This window comes from Methylobacter sp. S3L5C, assembly GCF_022788635.1.
Classification (GTDB): Bacteria; Pseudomonadota; Gammaproteobacteria; order Methylococcales; family Methylomonadaceae; genus Methylobacter_C.
This window is the reverse complement of record NZ_CP076024.1, coordinates 2678042-2697206: the sequence shown is the minus strand read 5'-3', so window position 1 is coordinate 2697206 and position 19165 is coordinate 2678042. Positions and strand designations below refer to the sequence as shown.

Here is a 19165-nt window from a genome sequence, read left to right as displayed (position 1 = left end):
TCTAAAACAGGAAAAAATATGCATCCCGTAATTGAAAAAGTGACTCAAGAAATTATTGAGCGTAGTCATAAAACCCGCTCAGCCTACATCACCTATATTGATGCTATCGCTAAAAAAGGCCCTATTCGTTCAGGAATGGGCTGTGGTAATTTGGCTCACGGCTTTGCAGCCTGCAGTGCCAGTGAGAAAGCCGATTTAACCGGCGATCAAAAAGCCAATATTGCCATCATTACCTCTTATAATGATATGTTGTCGGCTCATCAACCTTACAAGGATGCTCCTGATCTAATCAAAGCCGCTATCAGGGAAGCGGGCGGCGTGGCTCAGGTTGCTGGTGGCGTACCGGCAATGTGTGACGGAATCACTCAAGGCCAACCTGGCATGGAGCTGTCATTATTCAGCCGCGACTTGATTGCCATGGCGACTGCGGTAGGTTTGAGTCACAATATGTTTGATGGCGCAATATATATGGGCGTTTGTGACAAAATTGTACCGGGCCTGTTGATTGGTGCGCTAAGTTTTGGTCACTTACCAGCCATATTTATCCCAGCCGGCCCCATGCCCAGTGGCTTAACCAATAAAGAAAAATCGCGTGCACGCCAAGCTTACGCTATCGGCAAAATCGGTCGTAAAGAACTACTGGAAGCAGAATCTGCGTCATACCACAGCCCGGGTACCTGTACCTTTTACGGCACGGCAAACAGTAACCAGATGATGATGGAAATTATGGGCTTACATCTGCCTGGCAGTTCATTTATTAATCCTTACACACCGTTACGTGATGAATTAACCAAAGCCGCAGCCAAACAAGTTTTAAAATTTACCGCGCTGGGCGATGATTATCGCCCGATTGCCCATATGATTTCTGAAAAAGCCATCGTCAATGCCGTCATTGGTTTATTGGCAACGGGCGGGTCAACCAACCATACCATGCATTTAATCGCTATTGCCCGTGCATCCGGCATCGTTCTTAACTGGGATGATTTTAATCATCTATCCAAAGCGATTCCATTAATCACAAAAATTTATCCCAATGGCCCTGCGGATGTTAACCATTTTCAGGCGGCTGGTGGCATGGGAGTATTAATTGCTGAACTGTTGAGAAACGGCCTGCTGCATGAAGATATTATAACGGTTGCCGATCAGCGCGGCATGAACAACTACTGTCAGGAACCCAAACTTATTGACAACAAATTGATCTGGGAACCTGTACCGGAAACTTCTTTAGATACTGACGTTCTGGGCACCGTAGAAAAACCATTTGCTGTCGGTGGCGGTTTACATGTTATGCACGGCAACTTGGGTCGCGGTATATCCAAACTGTCAGCCGTAGCACCGGAACATCAAATCGTTGAAGCCCCTGCCATCGTATTCGATGACCAGGAAGATATGCTTGCCGCTTTTAAACGCGGTGAACTGGAAAAAGATTTTATTGCGGTTATCCGCTTTCAGGGACCTCGTTCGAATGGCATGCCGGAACTGCATAAACTGACACCACCATTGGGTGTTCTGCAAGATAAAGGCTTCAAGGTCGCTCTGGTTACTGATGGCCGTATGTCTGGGGCTTCCGGAAAAGTTCCTTCAGCTATCCACATGTGCCCGGAATGTGAATCTGGCGGTCCCTTAGCCAAGGTACAAACTGGCGATATTATTTCCATGAACCTGCAAACCGGCGATATCAATGTATTGGTTGATGACGCAGAATTTAATTCACGAATTCCGGCACCCAATTCTGCAAAAAACCATCACTATGGTATGGGACGCGAGATGTTTGGTCGTTTCCGTCTAGGTGCATCTTCTGCTGAAACAGGGGCTTCTAATTTGTTTCTTGTTGATTAATAAACATTATGCTGACGGGGTTGTCGTGACATACCCTAATAATGAAGACGCAAACCAGCGGTTGTGGTGGCTGCTCTGAGTTCCTTTAGTGGTAAGCGTTGTCGGGCTTTACAGTAAGGTCCCGTGTTAACCGTATTGGCTGATTGTTCATCGACGATACGGTCAATCAATACGCCTGCCACTGCCTGTTTACACGAACCGTCATCACTTAATACTTGGAAAATTAAGGCCTTAAGCGTGACTAAGGGCAAGAACACTGAGGAGCGTTTATGTGGGGTATTGGCGATAATATTGGCAATGCTGTCAGCTGAAAAAATCCTCAATACCTAGTCCTTGGGATTGCAAAAATGACTTTTTTAAGTGGTCAATTTGCTGCTGAATACGGTTTTTTTTAATCGCTGGCATGGTTAAGTTATTGATCAGACTCTGTAATACCCAAAATTCTACCAGAATAGTGCTTGATCTTTATCTTATTATTCGCGTATCTAACTGTAACTTATAGATTAATTACATTTGCGGTAGCAGTATTACTTGCAAAGTGATACTGCTAAAGCCGTGATCCGGCAAATCGGGCCGTTCAGTATCACGTAATCTCCTGAATTTTTTTGGAAAATTGAGTAGTGCGTTGGGGTCAATCTCACCTTGTACCGCCGTCAATCGGGTGGCAGTCGGAGCCAACTGATCCAGTCGCGTACCTTTTTTGGGTTTGATTAGCCCCAACACTTGTTGCACCGCATTATCGGGATTCCTTGCGTCATCCCAAGCTACAAACTGTTACGAGCAATCAATGATTGCCACGATTAATATTGAGTTGCTGCTCAATACCTACGGTTAAATTATAACCTGCGTCATTGAATAGATCGCCGGTAAAAAACAAATGCATATCTATAATCCAGGCAACTTTTTTTACCTTGTTGTTTTCTATAATAATGACTGCAAGCTTATGATTATTATCAACAATCTGATTAACAATTGTTTTCGGGTTAGTAGGATCTTCTTTTAGCGCACCAGTTACAATAAATTGTGCAGATTCCATTGTCAGCACTGGTTGTGTAGCAGATTGCTCAGCGTTTTTTGCATTTTCAAGTGACTGCGCATCAAAATAACCAATGTCATAGACAATCTTAAATGTCAGAACAATCAAAATCGCGCCACCAAAAACAGACAGGCCAATTTTTAATCGCCGTCTAACGCGAGGATTTGAGAGTCTTTTTATAATAACGCGGATTTTCATGATTTTATTATCCCATTACCCACAGTATTTCACATCAATACTTCGGGTAGTTTTTTTACTTTGATTAAAATAGCATGTTTTTACGATGGTTCCATAGTCCGTTCGATTTTGTTGTGTTCAATCTGCTAAGCTTACAAAACTTGCCCGATAATGACGAATCGGTAGTAATGGCCGCTGACGACTATTCCATCAACCGAATTTATTCGCAGTGCAAGGCCACCGTAAAACGTTTCAATAATATGGCGTTAATATCTGTCCTTGAGCAATACCGGGATTACGTTGACAAGACACCCTAAAAACCATGAAAATTGATGTCGTTAAAAACACCGCACACGAATTGTCCCAATCGGGATGCCAATTTTTTTTATGCCTTATGCCAAACAAGGCTAACCCTGTGGATAGAGCAATGAGTAGATTAAAACAAATGGCAGCAATAGCTTTGCTGGTTGCCGGAATGCTAGTGAACATAGGTGCCTCTATAGCAGGTAGCGTGCCTGCTATAGGAGAAATCGGGCCTTATGGCGGGATAATCTATTATGTCGATAGTTCCGGCGCACATGGTTTGGAAGCGAAAACCACCGATGAAACCAAGTTACTCAATTGGAATGAAGCCGTTATCGCGGCCAGCGCTTATGGCGACGACTGGCATTTACCGACAAAAACCGAATTAAAAATACTCTACGAACACAAAAATAGTGTCGGCGCTTTTGCCAAAGATGATTATTGGAGCTTAACAGAACTCGATAGCAACAGCGCCTGGATCCAAGGCTTTGGCAATGGCGATCAGGATCGTTACAACAAATATAGCCGGCTAAGTGTGCGTGCCGTTCGGGCTTTTTGATTTGGATTTTTTATAAGATAATCGATGTTGTATAGGTAAGTAAAACGGACACCGGAAATCAGCTACATTGATATTTCTGGTCGTCAGCCAAATAGATAGCGGGGGAGTGGAAAAATTGCGTAGTCGGTACACTCGCTAATTAGACCACTCCGTTTCCAGAAACTTATCCGTTCCCGAAGCCTTTACCTGTTGCCGACTGCAAAGGATTAACAGTCGTCTTCTCATCGACGTGCCTCTTATTCCCAACCTACAGTCATAAAACCGATTAACCCAACACAAACGCCCACCAAGCTACAGGAGAGCGTCTTAAGTTCTGTCGCTCTTGTCTCTTCGGTTCCCGTTTGCATGGTATACCGGAAACTTACTTACGCCCTGTCACCATCGTTGATATATTTATCGAGAATCTCCATCGATTATGGAACCAACGAGAGAGCAATAGCCGCTTCCTGAGCAAATATATCATGAACAACCTTAGTTGGATGAATGCCATCCCAAAACAAGAACGTATCAGAAGTCTTACAGGTAAACGGCGGAATGTTTGGAGTTAAACATGGATCATTGACATTAGTTAAACCGAAGCTTTGCGGTGAATTATACAAATCCTGGGTTTTTTGATAAGTATTGAGTTTAGCAATTTGAAACCCCGGTAATGATGCTATCAGATTATCAAGGCCTGTATTAAACTTCAATGTTAGTGATCTGGCGGCTGTGGTTGGTATCACCAGAGGGCAAAGAGGATTCACCGGCAATGCTTTCACCGACGGCAACAGTGCAAGGTCAGGGACATTTACGACGAGAAACTTTTGTGCTCCCAGGGCAAGTAAGTAATTTAAGCTCTGACTGATGTTGGCAAGAGCTTCGGCGATAATTCCTTCCGCAGCGGGTACATTACATCCGTATACGGCTACTATCAGGGCATCACGAACATCGTTGCTGCCCATCTCCATAACGTAGAGAGCATTCCTCGGAAGTTGTGGGTAATCGGTGTGGAAAGCCATTATTTGATCAGGCAAGTTGACTGCACCTAAACTAGGGGTTGTTGCTCGAGCACCGCCGACAGCATAGTTAGCCGCTTTGGCACTGTTTCCTTTAAAGGCAGCGTTAACATCCGCCGTAAGTCCACGACCCTTCGCAAACTGTTCTATCCAGGTAGCACCGTTACTGAAGTGATGACCGCCTATAGCATAAGGAGCATTGGGAATAAGCAAGTCTTCCAGTGTATCGTACGGGGGATGGCTCTGTGGTGGTTTGATTTTAGCTTGGGATAACAAGGCAAAAGCATTACCCGGGTCGGATATACTGGTGCCAAAAACCACGATCCTATTGAATGTCATTTGTGCTGCTGTCCAGCTTGGCGCAAGCAATCCTACAGACAATAAGCTTATTAATATCAATCTATTTGTTAGACATTTCATTGTAAATATACTTCCTTTATAAGAATATGGATACAAGAAGTGATCACATCATCAGCCAGAATCAATATAAATAAGCCGGACTTCACGGCGTGACCATAACAGGATAAAACTCGGCACTTGGGCTTTTCTGCATCAGGAACCGCAACTTTTTATCCCTACCTTACGATAGGTTTTAGTTTAAATGTATAGTTCCATAGATAATTCATTAATACAATTCGTATAAATACCTACTTGAAAGTTTTATTTTTAATCACCTCGGGTGGTTTTTAGCCTTAGCTAGCCGAAGATGTAGTCACCTTAGACGCGCTATTCAGTAATTTTCTTACAAAAATAATTTACCAGGAGTAACTGTGACGCTCATTTAAGATTTGGATTTCTTCTGGTGACAGTGACCTATTTTGGCTCGTTGAGCAACTTTGATGTGGTCAACAACAGTACCGGACCCTGCAATGGTTTTGAAATCGAGCTGGACGGTTTGACCAGCAAAGAGATCACTTACACCTTTAAATATCAAAGCTACGGCACGCCCCGTTTAGTCGATTCCCTGGATGCAAACGGTAAGCCCGTAGTTAAGGTACGTTACGAAAGTAAGTACAACCCGGTTACCCATACGTTTCTTAATTCGACACCGATTGCCCCCATTCCGACCATGACCACGGCCGGGCATAAATGCCAAATACCCAGAACACCAGTGGTTGTGAACACTATGGATTGGGCATTATCGGCAAACCAAGCAAAATAAGTTACCGTTGGTTAGTCGCTGATCCTGTTACACCCGGGCAATTTAATCTATCAGCTTGATCCTGCCACCGGCCTTCCTGACACAGTCAGTATTCCTGCACCCGTTTTCGTCGTAAATGCCCAGCCCGCACAAATCCCACAAGCGGCCAAGTAATTTCTGAAAGTGATTCCGGCCGTCATTATTGTAACTACGACAGCCAGACCTCCTGCACTGCATCACTACTAATCAATCATTGTTATAATATCGACTATTATATCCTTAGAGTAGATTATTAATAGTTAAGCAGGCTCATCAGATGAATCATGAATACTTTATGCGCAAAGCCATAGAACTGGCTTTAAAAGTGCCACAATATCCGTTTGGAGCAGTTATCGTAAAACGGGAAACCGGTGAGATTATTGCTGAAGGCTTTAATCAGTCGGCACTTAATCCAACTTTTCATGGTGAAATGGTGGCGATTAACCATTGTGCCGAATTACCGCAGCCAATGGATTGGAGCGAACTTGATCTGTATACAACGGCAGAGCCATGCACCATGTGTCAAAGTGCCATTCAGTGGACGGGCATTTCTACTGTTTACTTCGGGACGTCTATCCCGTATTTAAAGGAACATAATTGGCGGCAAATTAATATTCGTGCAGCTGAAGTAATCGCCCAAACCAGTTTTCGTCATACGACTATCGTTGGCGGTATTTTAGAAGCTGAATGTAATGCGCTATTTGACAAGGCACCAAAAGGTACATTTCATAAACACAGTTAGCCAGTCACTTTTTATCGATTATTGCCGTACAGAACATAAATTACCGAGATAATCACTGAGTCAGCCATGGGGGTATCGCCTTGTTTACTGGGCGTAAAGCGCCATTTTTTTAGGGCTTTGGTGGCAGATTCGTCCAGCAGTTTATGACCGCTGCTACGTAAAATTTCAGCACCTTTGCTTAACCCATTGGCAGAGACCTTGATCCGAACAATCGCAGTGCCTTGATAGCCCAGAAATATGGCCATTTCCGGGTATTCAGGACTTGGATTACGACTATCGCTTACCGGAAAGTTGTCCGTGGCTGAGGCGCTACCGGCGGGAGGCATAATCATCGCTGAGGAGACTGTCTGCGCTGTTTGCTGCTCGGGTTGCGTTTTAACACGTCTGCTAACCAATTTGACGGATCGGGATTTAATTAGCTGATCAATTTCCCGTAAGTCCGGCAACTTTTCTTTTACCGTAGCGGTTTTTTTGGGTTTTGGTTTTGAATCAGGTTTTGATTTGGGCTTTGGCTCTGGTTTTATTTTAGGCTCTGGTTCGGCCTTGAGTTGCGGTTGAGAATTGGCAGATGGAGGCGTAACGCCGGATTTGAGTCCGTCTTTACCAAGCAAGGTAACTTCCAGCTTAAAAGGCACGGGGGCAAGGGATTCGTTTGGCAAGTCTGCTGGCTGTCGTAACCATATTAAGCCCATAACATGCAACAGTAGCACCACAATGGCTACCAGCGACAATATCCCGCCAGAGCGTTTTGTTGATTTTTTAATCGTCTTGTAAACGATCTCTTCGACGTTATTATTTATCAATCGGAAGGGAAAAATGATTCAGGTATAGGAGAAACAGCAGCATCATTGTCCCTGTAAAATTATTGGCATTGTTTCAATCAATTTATCTTAACATGCAAGCAATAAAAAATCCGAAACCGGATAATATTTGCCGTTGTTTGGTAAAACAGCAGAAAAAGACGTTCGCTAAACGATTAAGCCTTAGCAAGACAACTGATGCCCTTAACCAACCAGAGTCCGCTCCACAGCAACGCCAATAACATGATGGCAGAACCCGTTGCAAAGGCGACTTTAGCCAGAACATGATCATGGTACAAAAGACCGGACTCGGTTAACAGATATTGCCAGTCATGAAAGCCATAAGGCGCAAAATGGCCAAAATTGCCACCCAACAACGGTAACTGCCCTGCCCGTGCATCGTTAATATACGGGGCTATATCCAGAAAATTTTCACCAAGCCACCATAATGCTACAGAGGCGCCAAAAGGATCGCGGGTTTTAAACAACAACACGACCAGGCAAATCGACGGCATTAATAGTTGCCCAAGCGTTCCACCCAAAGAAGTAATAAAGGCGCCAAAGGGTCTGAAAAGCATATGCCCCGCCTCATGAAAAGGCAGATTAACAAGGTGCAGAAAAGAGTTTCCAACAGCATTGCTTTCGATAGAATCGCTTAAAAGCTGCCAACTCCACAGGCCAAGGCCGGCAAAAATAATCGACCTGCCCAACAAAGATACCCATGTACTGTGCTGTGCATTATAAAACAACAACTGTGCCAGTGAACTGGTTTGCTCTTCTTCAATTATCGTCACTATAGGCGCTTGAACATCGGGTTGGACGGTTTGTTCAGGATGATATTTTAAATATTTTTCAAATACGATGCCGCAATGAGGACATATCGGGCTTTGAACAGGTAACTCATGTTGGCACTTTGGACAGGTCAAAAAACAGATCATGCCGCTGCCAATGATTTAGTTGCCGGGACAGGATTACTTTACTAATCTTGATGTGCCATATTTCATCGTTCATACTTCAGTTGATTCCATACGAACGAAAAAATGGCCGGCACTACACCTATCTGATAATTTTAACTCTTTCTTCCAATTCTTCCTGACTCAAATGGCGTACATCTTCGCCATTAACCAGAAAAATCAGATGTTCGCAGATATAACAGGCATGATCGCCAATTCTTTCCAGTGCGCGAACAGTCCAGAGTACATCCAAAGTTCGGGTAATGTTTCTGGGGTCTTCCATCATTCTGGTTATTAACTGCCGAAGAATATTGTCATATTCGCGATCAACTTTTTCATCCAAAGCGGTAATTTCAGCCACGTTATCTATAGTCAATCGTGCAAAGGCATCCAGTGAATCATGCACCATACCCTTAACCAGCTCAGCCATGTGCTCCAACTCATGATGATGGCTTTTGCTTTCGGCACCTGATAACTGTATCGCCATTTCTGCAATACGTTCTGCTTTGTCGCCGATTCTTTCAATCTCATGAATAATTTTAATGACCGTAATCAACAGCCTTAAATCAAACGCCGTTGGTTGCCTTAACGCTAAAATCTGGGTGCATTCCTGATCAATAGCCACTTCCAGTGCATCAACATCATCATCCTGCTTGATAACCAGTTCAGCCAACTCCATATTACCGGTAGTATAAGCCTCGACAGCCAACTCTATTTGCCGCTCGACCAAGCCACCCATCATTAAAACTTTATTACGTATATCTTCAAGTTCTCTATTAAACTGTTCGGATATATGCTGCCCTACTTTACTGTTATCCATTACTTGACTCCTGATTAACCATAGCGGCCGGTGATATAATCTTCTGTTTGTTTTTTTGAAGGATTGGTAAACAACTCGCTGGTGGTGCCTATTTCAATTAATTCACCCATATACATAAAGGCAGTAAAATCAGAAACACGGGCTGCCTGTTGCATGTTATGCGTAACAATAACAATAGTATATTTTTCTTTAAGCTCGTTGATTAATTCTTCAATTTTTAATGTTGAAATAGGATCCAAAGCCGATGCCGGCTCATCCAGTAATAATACTTCAGGCTCTATTGCAATCGCCCGGGCAATAACCAAGCGTTGTTGTTGTCCACCTGACATGCCCAAGGCATTGTCATTCAGACGATCCTTCATTTCATCCCACAGCGCCGCACCGCGCAAGGCATTTTCAACAGTTTCTTCCAGTATCCGTCTGTCATTAACACCCTGAATCCGCAGGCCGTAAGCGACATTCTCAAAAATAGATTTAGGGAATGGGTTAGGTTTTTGAAAAACCATGCCTACACGTCTACGCAAAGCTGCCACATTAACGGACTTGTCGTAAATGTTTTCACCGTCCAATAAAATCTTACCGTCAATTTTGGCGCTGTCAACCAGATCATTCATCCGGTTAATACAGCGTAGTAACGTAGATTTCCCACAACCACTGGGGCCAATATAGGCGGTTACTTTTTTCTTGGGCATTTCCATGTTAATGCCGTGTAAAGCCTGTTTTTCACCGTAAAACAGGTTTAAGTTTTCTACTTTAATACAAGTTTCATTGGGGTGTTGCGACTCTTCCTTACCGCGCAAAACTGAACTCATATCGATTGAGTGTGTACGTACTTGTTGTTCTGACATTTATTTAACCTTCCAGTGCGCGATATTTTTCTCGCAGATTATTTCTGATGACAATGGCAGCCAGATTAAGCCCTATAATCACCAAAACCAGTAATAATGCTGTCGCATAAACCAATGGCCTCGCCGCCTCAACATTAGGGCTTTGAAAACCAACATCATAAATATGAAACCCTAAATGCATAAACTTTCTGTCTAAATGCAAAAACGGAAAATTTCCATCCAGCGGCAAGGTAGGTGCCAGCTTAACAACACCGACCAACATTAACGGGGCGACTTCTCCTGCCGCTCTCGCGACCGCCAAAATCAAGCCGGTCATCATCGCGGGACTGGCCATCGGCAATACCGTAAGCCATAAAGTCTCAAGCTTGGTCGCGCCTAAAGCCAGACTACCTTCGCGTATGGAACTGGGAATACGCGCCAAACCTTCTTCAGTTGACACGATGACCACCGGCAAGGTTAACAAGGCCAGTGTAATTGAAGCCCATAATAATCCCGGCGTACCGAAAACGGGTGCCGGCGCGGACTCAGGGAAAAATAACTGATCAATGTTACCGCCCAAAATGTACACAAAAAACCCCAAACCAAATACCCCATAAACAACCGATGGCACACCGGCAAGGTTGTTAACAGCAATCCTGATCAATCGTGTCGTAAAACCTTGTTTGGCATATTCACGCAGATAGACGGCCGCAATCACACCAAATGGCGTAACAATAACCGACATCATCATAACCATCATCACGGTACCGAATATAGCCGGAAAAATACCGCCTTCGGTATTGGCTTCACGAGGGTCTTCGGTTAAAAATTCAACCAGTTTGGTGCCATAGTGAACCACCTTATCAAACAAACTCATGGCATTAGGCTGAAAAGCCCTAACCACCTTGGCTAACGAAATTTCCACTTGTTTGCCGCTGTCGGTGGTAGCAACCAGACTATCGCGTCTTGTCTGCTTATATAACTCGGCCAGCTGTACTTGATATTGCTTGTATTGCGCTTCATAACCGGCCGTTTCTGCGGCAATCTCTTGTTTGGCAGCGTCATCCAGTTCGTTTTTTAATTCCAACTTTCTTTGTTTAAGTCTTAAGCGTTCCAAAGCATAGTTGATTGCGCCAATTTCCTTTTTTTCTAAATGCGCTATTTCCTTTAAAATCGTTAAAGTATGGGCTATCTTACTCTGCGCAACCGCCCACGCCTCTTTTCCGGTAGCAATAGTTTTGTGGTCTTCTTTAACTTCCAGTAACCGCCCATAAAAATTACCCCACTCCTGACGCTCGATGACCATCAGATCAAGCGGCTCACTCTGGGCTGTTATATTACGTTCTTCTATCCATTGAAAATCACTACCCGTAACATCACGATTACCGGTTTTAATTAAATACTGTATCAAGGTTTCTTCATCATCAGCCATTTTATGACCCGTTGATAGTGCCATTTTGGCAGGTGTTACGCTACTATCAACTTTTTCACCAATAATTATCTCAGGTTGTTTACCCTCTTCCTGATAACTAAACTGGACCACTTGAGATGGCCAAAAATGACCTACCCCACGGACAACCACCAACCCCAAAACCCCAACGACCATAATCATACAAATACTGACTGCCGCAGCATTAAGCCATATCCAGGGGGCTCCGCTTTTAAACCATAATCTAATCATAATGAGCCATATTTTTCGCGTAAGCGCTGACCAAATATTTTAGTCAGCGTATTAAAATAAAAGTAAACAATGCACCACAGCTTTTCGCAACAAGGGCTGCAGGCCAAATTTGAGAAAGCTCCACTTTTAAACCAGACTACATTATAACGAGCTGTATTTTTCGCGTAAGCGCTGACGAATAATTTCAGCCAGGGTATTAAAAACAAAAGTAAACATAAACAGCACAAGAGCAGCCAGAAACAAGACCCGATAATGTGTACTGTCTACTTCGGTTTCGGGCATTTCCACGGCAATATTGGCAGCCAAGGTACGTAAGCCCTGAAAAACACTTAAATCCATCACCGGCGTATTGCCGGTCGCCATTAACACAATCATGGTTTCACCAACCGCACGCCCCAAACCAATCATTACCGCGGAAAAAATACCGGGGCTGGCGGTTAACAACACCACCTTAATCATGGTTTGCCAAGGTGTTGCACCTAATGCCAAAGAACCCACCGTTAAATGTTTGGGCACACTAAAAATAGCATCTTCAGCAATTGAAAATATAGTCGGAATAACCGCAAAACCCATCGCTATACCAACGACCAGTGCATTACGTTGATCATAGCCAATGCCTAGTTCAGTTTTAAACCAGTCGCGCAAAGTACCATTAAACAAAAACGCCTCCAAGGGTACGCTCACAGTAAAAGCAAACCAACTGCTCAGTAAAATGACCGGTATCAATAAAGCCGCTTCGTAACCTTCGGGTACCTTCTGCTGAATATTTTTTGGTAAATATTGCCAAACGTAGGCAAACAACATAACACCGAGTGGGACTATCATCAGCAAGGAAAACAAACCCGCCAAATATTCTTCAATTAGCGGAGCCAACCATAAACCGGCGAGAAATCCCAAAATAACGGTGGGTAGCGCACCCATTAATTCAATGGTCGGCTTAACATATTGACGCATTGTTGGTGTCATAAAATAGGCAGTATAAATCGCCCCCATCAACGCTAAAGGCATAGCTACCAACATGGCATAAAAAGCCGCCTTTAATGTACCAAAAACCAACGGCGTTAAACTGTATTTAGGCTCAAAATCACTGTTTGCGGAAGAAGACTGCCATATATAGTCAGGCTTAGGATAACTTTCGTACCATACTTCTTGCCAAAGTGCGCGTAAAGATACCTCGGGATGCTGATTATCGAGCGTCCAGAAATTTATCTTGCCGCCTTCAGACTCTACCAATACGGCATTGGCTCTTGGCGATATCGCTGCAGCTACAGGTGGAGAATTACTAATTTGCTCTTTAAGCATTTCCCGTTCAGAAGTCGAATGATAAATACCCATGAAACCATCGGCATCAACAGTCATGAAGCCTTTACGTCGTTGTTCGGCATTGATCGAAACAACCGCTTTATCGGAAACTTTAAAGACCCTGATCTTCTGCATGCTAAAGTGATTTGACTTATCCCTCACTTTACTCCATTGAGATACCAAACCACTGGAATCACCAATCAATAAAGAGAGATCACCATTTAGAAATGCCACACTGGTAATCTTGTGTCCTGCCTCAACAACAGATTGCTCCTGAACAATAACCGGTGCGCTTTTATCGTTAATATCAAATAAGCCCAAATGCCCGTTACTACTCAGTAAATATAAATTACGTTCATCCTTATCAATCAGAATGTCGGTAACATTTGCTGCCGAATAATCCAACACCGAATCAGTGCGGGTTAGAGCTCCCTCATCAGCAAATAACGACTTTTCTTTTTCAAAATGGCTTAAGTGAATTTTACTTGTGCCCGATGCGATATCAGTAATTTTTGCAACGATGGTACTGGCATCATCACCGATTTTAACCGCAATTTTTTCCAGCGCCGCACCTGATTCATCTATCGACAAAGGTGCCTCGCCCATTGGGTAGGCTAATGAGGGTGTAATCAAGCGAACATTTTCGGGATAGGTTATCTTGTATTTATGCTTTACGACAATGGCTTTGCCGTCAGACAAGCCATAAATTACCGCACCGCCCTTAATGGGACTACCTTCGGCAAAGCTGACAATATGCACGCCTTCAGGGATTTTGACGGTTTCATTTAAAATATTTTTGCCAGTCGCCACAGCAAAGAAAATAACTTGTCCGGTATCGGTAAAGCGGGCAGCGACTTCATTTTGTTCTTCCACTTCCAACAATACCGTTTTACCTGACGCCGGCTCTGGAACCCCATATTGACTAACCGATTCAGAGGTTGCCGAGATAAACAAAGGAAAAACCACATACAGTAAATAAAAGAAAATTAATGCGATTGCAAAAATCACACCAAGCCCCCCGATTACCACACCATAACGCGCTATTGTATCTTTAATAAGCCGCCAGCGTTCATGAACTCCACCGGAAGATTCATTGATCGATGATGAGTATTTTGATTGACTATTTATTTCAGACATGACGAAAATATAAAGGTAGAAATGTGACAATGATATAACAAAAATCAAAAAACGGCCGAAATTCAATAATCCCGGCCGTCATTTTTCTGCATTAACTTTTATACACTAAAGTTAAATAATCCGTTAATCCAGACTAACATCTTTGCAAAACAGCTAACTATTTAAAAGTTATTTAAGCGTAGTCAGTATTTTTTCAACTACTTTTGCAGGTAATGGAATATACCCGTCTTTTATGACAACTTGTTGACCTGCCTTAGATAATACCATTTTCATGAATTCATTTTCTAAAGGCGCTAACGCTTGATTTGGCTTTTTATTAACATAAACATACAAGTAGCGCGTTAACGGATAAGTACCGTTAAGCGCATTTTCAGGTTTTGCTTCAACAAAGGGTTGACCCTCTTTTTTAGCCAAAGGTACCATTTTTATGCCTGATGTACTGTAACCCATGCCTGAGTAGCCAATGCCATTAACTGATGACGTAACCGACTGAACCACAGAGGCTGAACCTGGTTGCTCGTTTACGTTATTTTTGAAATCGCCTTTACATAAGCCGTTTTCTTTAAAGTAACCATAAGTACCGGATACCGAGTTACGTCCGTATAGCTGAATGCTTTTAGATCCCCAAACAGCAACACCTGCATCACCCCATGTTTCAATGTCAGTTTCATGACCACATTTACGGGTAGCAGAAAAAATTGCATCAACCTGTGGAATAGTCAAACCTTTAATGGGGTTATCCTTATTAACCAACACCGCCAGTGCATCGATAGCAACAGGCACAGCAGTAGGCTTATAACCGTATTTATCTTCAAAAGCTTCCAGCTCATCATCCTTCATCTCGCGGCTCATAGGCCCCAAATTTGATGTTCCCTCTGTTAAAGCAGGTGGTGCAGTAGAAGATCCTGCAGCCTGAATCTGAATATTAACATTGGGATACTCGCGATTAAACTCTTCAGCCCATAACGTCATCAAATTTGCCAGTGTATCAGAGCCAACACTGGATAAGTTGCCGGCAATACCGCTGGCTTTTTTATAGTCTGGCAAGCCTGCATCAACTGTCTGAACTGCAACTGCAGTACCACTGACCAGTGCCGCAGAAGCAAAGCCCATCGCCGCTAGTAGTGATTTTGTTTTAAAAGATAATTTCATCATCAAGCCTCAAGTTAATTATTTTGGAACTGTTAATTATATATAAAAATGTAAGGATATTAATGTTATATGACAAGATTATGACAGCATCATAATTTTGTTCGTGCCTCGATGAGACAACATCGAAACTAAATATTTATTCGCCAGTATCTTCTGGTAATGATTTGGCATAAGTTATGCGTAAAAGCTTGGCACTGCCGGCAACTAAATGCGACCAATCATCCGGCAATAGCAAACGAGCAAGAGCTGCAGTCGGTAATAACTTATCGATATCCGGCAGATGATTAGTGCCTACCAAATAACCCAGCAAATCTTCCAGCTCCGGATTATGACCAACCAATAAAACCCGTTCGGCGGTTAAGGGACACTCGGCCAACACAGTTTTAAGCCGCTCAAACCCTTCTTGATACAAGCGTCTATCCTTTACAATAAGCAACCCATCAATAGCAAGCGCTTTATGTACTATTTTCGCTGTCGCCAACGCTCTTTTAGCCGGTGAACTCACTATCCAATCGGGAACAAGATGCTGTTGATGCATTCCTTCACCGAGATGTTGGGCAGCAAGTTTGCCACGTTTTTTTAAAGGCCGGTCAAAATCTTCAATGGAAAGATTATCGCGATCAGATTTTCCATGCCTAAGTAACCATAACTCTCTACTCATCGCACTATTACCTGTCTGTTTTTTTTATACAAAAGTATTTCAAATTCAGTTACCATAGCGGTTAATTATTACATCGTCACTAAATGTTAATACAGCAAGATTATAATTAAAGGTTTAACATTACCGTAAACCCCATCACGCCATGGTCAATATGTCCTTACAATTTGATTTCCCCGCAAGTCTATCAGCTGAAAAATTTATTGCCAAACTAAGCAATAAAATAAACATGGAGCTGGTTTGCAGGCAGTATTCTCTAAAGACTTATTACGACAGCTTTGACTGGCGGCTTTATAAAAACGGCATTACTTGCGAGTTTAACCGTTCAAAATCGACATCCACACTAGTATTAAAAAACTTCGAAAATAACTTAGTCATCGCCAGTACAGAAATCAAGGAAGTTCCTGCCTTCTGTGAACAATTTCTATCAGAAGAAATTACCGGCACCCTGGCACCCCTTTTAGAAATGAGGGCATTATTGCCGGTGTGTAATCTCGACTATGAAACTTACCACCTGAACATCATTAATAATGATCAAAAAACCATACTTCGCTTGGTTATAGAAGAACACGACCTGTTTAAAAACAGGGTTACAGTACTACCGATTAAAGGTTACGACAAGGCCGCTGACAGTATCATTGAGACACTCACTGAAAAACTCGGTTTAACAACTACCAACAAACCGTTACTGGTTGTTGCCTTAAGCCTGCAGGGGCGTAAACCTAACGACTATTCATCAAAAATGAATATTAATCTGGACCCTGATATGCGCGCTGATATTGCCGGCAAATACATATTCAGTCACTTGCTAAATGCCATTAAAGATAATGAGCACGGTACCATTGCCGATACCGATAGTGAATTTTTACATGATTTCAGGGTCGCGGTTCGTAGAACCCGCGCAGGATTAAGTCAGCTTAAAGGCGTGTTACCTGATGAGATTACTGCCTACTATGCCGAATTTTTTTCCTGGCTCGGACAAATAACCAGTCCCACCAGGGATTTGGATGTTTATCTGTTAAATTTTGCCCATTTTAAAGACAGCTTGCCGATTTCAATTCGTGAAAATATTAACCCGTTGCAGGAGTTTATTCTCGCCAAACAACAAAAAGCACAGAAAGAACTGGCAAAAAAACTTCGCTCAGCAAAGTACTTGTCTACCATGTATGAATGGGAACAATATCTTAAAGAACAAGCGCCGCTAGAACCGGTTGAGCCCAATGCAAAACTAACCATTAAACAACTCGCTAATCAAAGAATCTCGAAAAGTTATAAGCGCATATTGGCAGAAGGCGATGCAATTGACAATAACTCACCATCCGAAGCCTTACATGATTTAAGAAAATCCTGTAAAAAGTTACGCTACTTAATGGAATTTTTCCAAAGCCTCTATCACGAGAACCAAATAAAACAATTTATTAAAAACCTGAAAGGATTACAGGAGGTTTTAGGTGATTTTCAAGATTACGCCGTGCAGGAAAATACCTTAAAATTATTCAGCGAAGAAATGCTAAGCAACAACATACATGCTAATACCCTGTTGGCCATGGGCGTATTAATCCAGAATTTGGATACCTTAAGATGTAATGCGCGCAAAGACTTTTCCTCAAAATTCTTGACTTTCAGACATGAAGAAAATCACTCTGCATTTAAGTCACTGATTAACAAATAAAATTGGCTTATTGTCAGAACCTGAACAACATGACAATATTTTTTGGCAGGAAATGAGGGTTAACTGTCATTGTGTAAAAATATACATTGAGAGAATATATAACCGTTGCTATCGCCTTTAGAAGAAACCATAAAGCAAATGGTTAATTCACGAAAAATTTAAACATAAAATACAGGGACGTAATTTAAAAAACAGACGGCACTTCTGTTTCATTCAACCCACTATTGGCTATGTGAGGAAGATAAATGAACATCCCTTTTTCGCCTCCATCCGCTTTTGACTCGAAACAGGCTCGTATAGCGAAAATAAGACCGGTCGGTATCGTTACCTACCCCGGCATTGAGATTCTTGATCTCACCGGCCCGATGGAAGTATTTGCTTTCGCCAATGTCGGCTTACAACGAGCCGGTACCTGCAGTGAACCGACCTATCCAATGAACGTATTAGCGGCAAAGCCGGGGCCAATAACAACGTCATGCGGTCTCCAGATTATTGCGAATACTGCTTATAGCGATATCCATGATGGTCTGGATACCCTGCTGATTGCCGGCTCTCCAAATGTCGATTGTATCTTGTGCGACCCGGCATTACAGCAATGGGTTCGGGCCATGGCGCCACGGGTAAATCGACTTGCTTCAGTCTGTACAGGCGCTTTTCTGCTCGCAGAAAGCGGTCTTCTGGATGGCCTAAAAGCTACCAGTCATTGGGATTATTGCGACCGTTTGTCACGCGATTATCCATTAATCACCGTTGAACCGGACCGTATTTTTGTGCGTGAAGGCTCTATTTCAACATCAGGAGGTATCACCTCGGGTATTGATCTGGCATTATCGATGGTCGAAGAAGACTGGGGTAGCGAACTGGCTTTGCTGGTCGCACGCTATCTTGTTGTGTTTCTCAAACGACCTGGTGGTCAGTCTCAGTTCAGCGCCTACCTGACCAGTAATGCAAATCGCCCGGAGCTTAAAGATTTACAAGCATGGATTATGCTGCATCTTGCCGATGATTTACGGGTAGAAACACTGGCTGAACGCCTGAGCATGAGCCCCAGAAACTTTGCACGGTTTTTCTTGACAGAAACCGGTATGACACCGGCCAAGTTTGTGGAAATGGCACGTATTGATGCGGCTCGCCATTATCTGGGGAGCACAAAACTATCGATTGAAATAGTGGCAGGCAAATCAGGCTTTGCTGATCCCGAACGCATGCGCCGGGCCTTTATTCGCCAACTGGGGGTAAACCCGCAAAGTTATCGTGATCGTTTTTGCCGCTCTGATACTCAGTCAATCAAAGCCGCCTGATTTAATCAAGTCCTACACGTTAATTATAATC

General features: G+C 43.1%; 19 protein-coding genes. 7 read left to right on the top strand and 12 right to left on the bottom strand.

The genetic code is table 11. From position 1 onward, the window contains the following. The first annotated feature begins 18 nt into the window (after positions 1–18). Complete coding sequence (edd, locus tag KKZ03_RS12030; RefSeq protein ID WP_243217087.1) at positions 19–1839, top strand: phosphogluconate dehydratase; 1821 nt, start codon at positions 19–21, stop codon at positions 1837–1839. Between the two features lie 35 nt (positions 1840–1874). Here the strand turns inward: edd and KKZ03_RS22045 are convergent, their stop codons facing one another. The 3 genes from KKZ03_RS22045 to KKZ03_RS12015 form a co-directional block, all read right to left on the bottom strand. Next, positions 1875–2162 (bottom strand): hypothetical protein, encoded by a 288-nt coding sequence (locus tag KKZ03_RS22045; protein WP_371744721.1) that lies wholly within the window; start codon positions 2160–2162, stop codon positions 1875–1877. A 184-nt stretch (positions 2163–2346) separates the two neighbouring features. Continuing rightward, on the bottom strand, positions 2347–2562 hold the full coding sequence (locus KKZ03_RS12020) for a hypothetical protein (protein WP_243217086.1): 216 nt from the start codon (positions 2560–2562) through the stop codon (positions 2347–2349). Between the two features lie 61 nt (positions 2563–2623). After that, a complete protein-coding gene (locus KKZ03_RS12015; protein ID WP_243217085.1) occupies positions 2624–3073 on the bottom strand; it encodes a hypothetical protein in 450 nt (149 codons plus the stop codon). Between the two features lie 74 nt (positions 3074–3147). On the opposite strand from KKZ03_RS12015, the gene KKZ03_RS12010 reads away from it, so the two are divergent. Next, positions 3148–3369, top strand: a complete 222-nt coding sequence (locus tag KKZ03_RS12010) for a hypothetical protein (protein ID WP_243217084.1) — start codon at positions 3148–3150, stop codon at positions 3367–3369. A 110-nt stretch (positions 3370–3479) separates the two neighbouring features. Beyond that, positions 3480–3914 (top strand): DUF1566 domain-containing protein, encoded by a 435-nt coding sequence (locus KKZ03_RS12005; protein ID WP_243217083.1) that lies wholly within the window; start codon positions 3480–3482, stop codon positions 3912–3914. A 413-nt stretch (positions 3915–4327) separates the two neighbouring features. Here the strand turns inward: KKZ03_RS12005 and KKZ03_RS12000 are convergent, their stop codons facing one another. Then, a complete protein-coding gene (locus KKZ03_RS12000; protein WP_243217082.1) occupies positions 4328–5248 on the bottom strand; it encodes an SGNH/GDSL hydrolase family protein in 921 nt (306 codons plus the stop codon). A gap of 463 nt (positions 5249–5711) precedes the next feature. Here KKZ03_RS12000 and KKZ03_RS11995 point away from each other — a divergent pair, with 463 nt between their 5' ends. Continuing rightward, complete coding sequence (locus KKZ03_RS11995) at positions 5712–6071, top strand: hypothetical protein (protein ID WP_243217081.1); 360 nt, start codon at positions 5712–5714, stop codon at positions 6069–6071. A gap of 295 nt (positions 6072–6366) precedes the next feature. Continuing rightward, entirely contained in the window at positions 6367–6831 is a 465-nt protein-coding gene (locus KKZ03_RS11990; protein ID WP_243217080.1) for a nucleoside deaminase, read from the top strand. 11 nt (positions 6832–6842) lie between these two features. On the opposite strand, the gene KKZ03_RS11985 is transcribed toward KKZ03_RS11990, so the two are convergent. The 8 genes from KKZ03_RS11985 to KKZ03_RS11950 all read right to left on the bottom strand — a co-directional run bounded on the left by KKZ03_RS11985 (position 6843) and on the right by KKZ03_RS11950 (position 16164). Continuing rightward, on the bottom strand, positions 6843–7634 hold the full coding sequence (locus tag KKZ03_RS11985) for an energy transducer TonB (RefSeq protein ID WP_243217079.1): 792 nt from the start codon (positions 7632–7634) through the stop codon (positions 6843–6845). A 173-nt stretch (positions 7635–7807) separates the two neighbouring features. Continuing rightward, a complete protein-coding gene (locus tag KKZ03_RS11980) occupies positions 7808–8569 on the bottom strand; it encodes a zinc ribbon domain-containing protein (protein WP_243217078.1) in 762 nt (253 codons plus the stop codon). 118 nt (positions 8570–8687) lie between these two features. After that, positions 8688–9404: a phosphate signaling complex protein PhoU gene (gene phoU / locus KKZ03_RS11975; protein ID WP_243217077.1), complete on the bottom strand. Its 717-nt coding sequence runs from the start codon at positions 9402–9404 to the stop codon at positions 8688–8690. A gap of 14 nt (positions 9405–9418) precedes the next feature. Further along, on the bottom strand, positions 9419–10216 hold the full coding sequence (pstB, locus tag KKZ03_RS11970) for a phosphate ABC transporter ATP-binding protein PstB (RefSeq protein ID WP_371744898.1): 798 nt from the start codon (positions 10214–10216) through the stop codon (positions 9419–9421). 40 nt (positions 10217–10256) lie between these two features. Next, positions 10257–11912: a phosphate ABC transporter permease PstA gene (gene pstA / locus KKZ03_RS11965; RefSeq protein ID WP_243217075.1), complete on the bottom strand. Its 1656-nt coding sequence runs from the start codon at positions 11910–11912 to the stop codon at positions 10257–10259. A gap of 141 nt (positions 11913–12053) precedes the next feature. Further along, positions 12054–14351, bottom strand: a complete 2298-nt coding sequence (locus tag KKZ03_RS11960) for an ABC transporter permease subunit (RefSeq protein WP_243217074.1) — start codon at positions 14349–14351, stop codon at positions 12054–12056. Between the two features lie 168 nt (positions 14352–14519). Next, positions 14520–15503 (bottom strand): PstS family phosphate ABC transporter substrate-binding protein, encoded by a 984-nt coding sequence (locus tag KKZ03_RS11955; protein WP_243221617.1) that lies wholly within the window; start codon positions 15501–15503, stop codon positions 14520–14522. Positions 15504–15639: 136 nt separating this feature from the next. After that, positions 15640–16164 carry a histidine phosphatase family protein gene (locus KKZ03_RS11950; protein ID WP_243217073.1) on the bottom strand — a complete coding sequence of 175 codons (525 nt, stop codon included), beginning with the start codon at positions 16162–16164 and terminating at the stop codon, positions 15640–15642. Positions 16165–16315: 151 nt separating this feature from the next. Between KKZ03_RS11950 and KKZ03_RS11945 the strand changes: the two genes are divergently transcribed. Beyond that, positions 16316–17833, top strand: a complete 1518-nt coding sequence (locus KKZ03_RS11945; RefSeq protein ID WP_243217072.1) for a CHAD domain-containing protein — start codon at positions 16316–16318, stop codon at positions 17831–17833. 245 nt (positions 17834–18078) lie between these two features. Then, positions 18079–19134 carry a GlxA family transcriptional regulator gene (locus KKZ03_RS11940; protein WP_243217071.1) on the top strand — a complete coding sequence of 352 codons (1056 nt, stop codon included), beginning with the start codon at positions 18079–18081 and terminating at the stop codon, positions 19132–19134. Positions 19135–19165: the final 31 nt, after the last annotated feature.

Coding starts and splice junctions, on each gene's coding strand:
- KKZ03_RS11960 (WP_243217074.1), bottom strand. CDS start 14,351: ATGTCTGAAATAAATAGTCAATCAAAATACTCATCATCGATCAATGAA.
- KKZ03_RS12000 (WP_243217082.1), bottom strand. CDS start 5,248: ATGACATTCAATAGGATCGTGGTTTTTGGCACCAGTATATCCGACCCG.
- pstB (WP_371744898.1), bottom strand. CDS start 10,216: ATGAGTTCAGTTTTGCGCGGTAAGGAAGAGTCGCAACACCCCAATGAA.
- KKZ03_RS12015 (WP_243217085.1), bottom strand. CDS start 3,073: ATGAAAATCCGCGTTATTATAAAAAGACTCTCAAATCCTCGCGTTAGA.
- KKZ03_RS11990 (WP_243217080.1), top strand. CDS start 6,367: ATGAATCATGAATACTTTATGCGCAAAGCCATAGAACTGGCTTTAAAA.
- KKZ03_RS11950 (WP_243217073.1), bottom strand. CDS start 16,164: ATGAGTAGAGAGTTATGGTTACTTAGGCATGGAAAATCTGATCGCGAT.
- phoU (WP_243217077.1), bottom strand. CDS start 9,404: ATGGATAACAGTAAAGTAGGGCAGCATATATCCGAACAGTTTAATAGA.
- KKZ03_RS11980 (WP_243217078.1), bottom strand. CDS start 8,569: ATGATCTGTTTTTTGACCTGTCCAAAGTGCCAACATGAGTTACCTGTT.
- KKZ03_RS11945 (WP_243217072.1), top strand. CDS start 16,316: ATGTCCTTACAATTTGATTTCCCCGCAAGTCTATCAGCTGAAAAATTT.
- KKZ03_RS12010 (WP_243217084.1), top strand. CDS start 3,148: ATGTTTTTACGATGGTTCCATAGTCCGTTCGATTTTGTTGTGTTCAAT.
- edd (WP_243217087.1), top strand. CDS start 19: ATGCATCCCGTAATTGAAAAAGTGACTCAAGAAATTATTGAGCGTAGT.
- KKZ03_RS11940 (WP_243217071.1), top strand. CDS start 18,079: ATGAACATCCCTTTTTCGCCTCCATCCGCTTTTGACTCGAAACAGGCT.
- KKZ03_RS11955 (WP_243221617.1), bottom strand. CDS start 15,503: ATGAAATTATCTTTTAAAACAAAATCACTACTAGCGGCGATGGGCTTT.
- KKZ03_RS12005 (WP_243217083.1), top strand. CDS start 3,480: ATGAGTAGATTAAAACAAATGGCAGCAATAGCTTTGCTGGTTGCCGGA.
- pstA (WP_243217075.1), bottom strand. CDS start 11,912: ATGATTAGATTATGGTTTAAAAGCGGAGCCCCCTGGATATGGCTTAAT.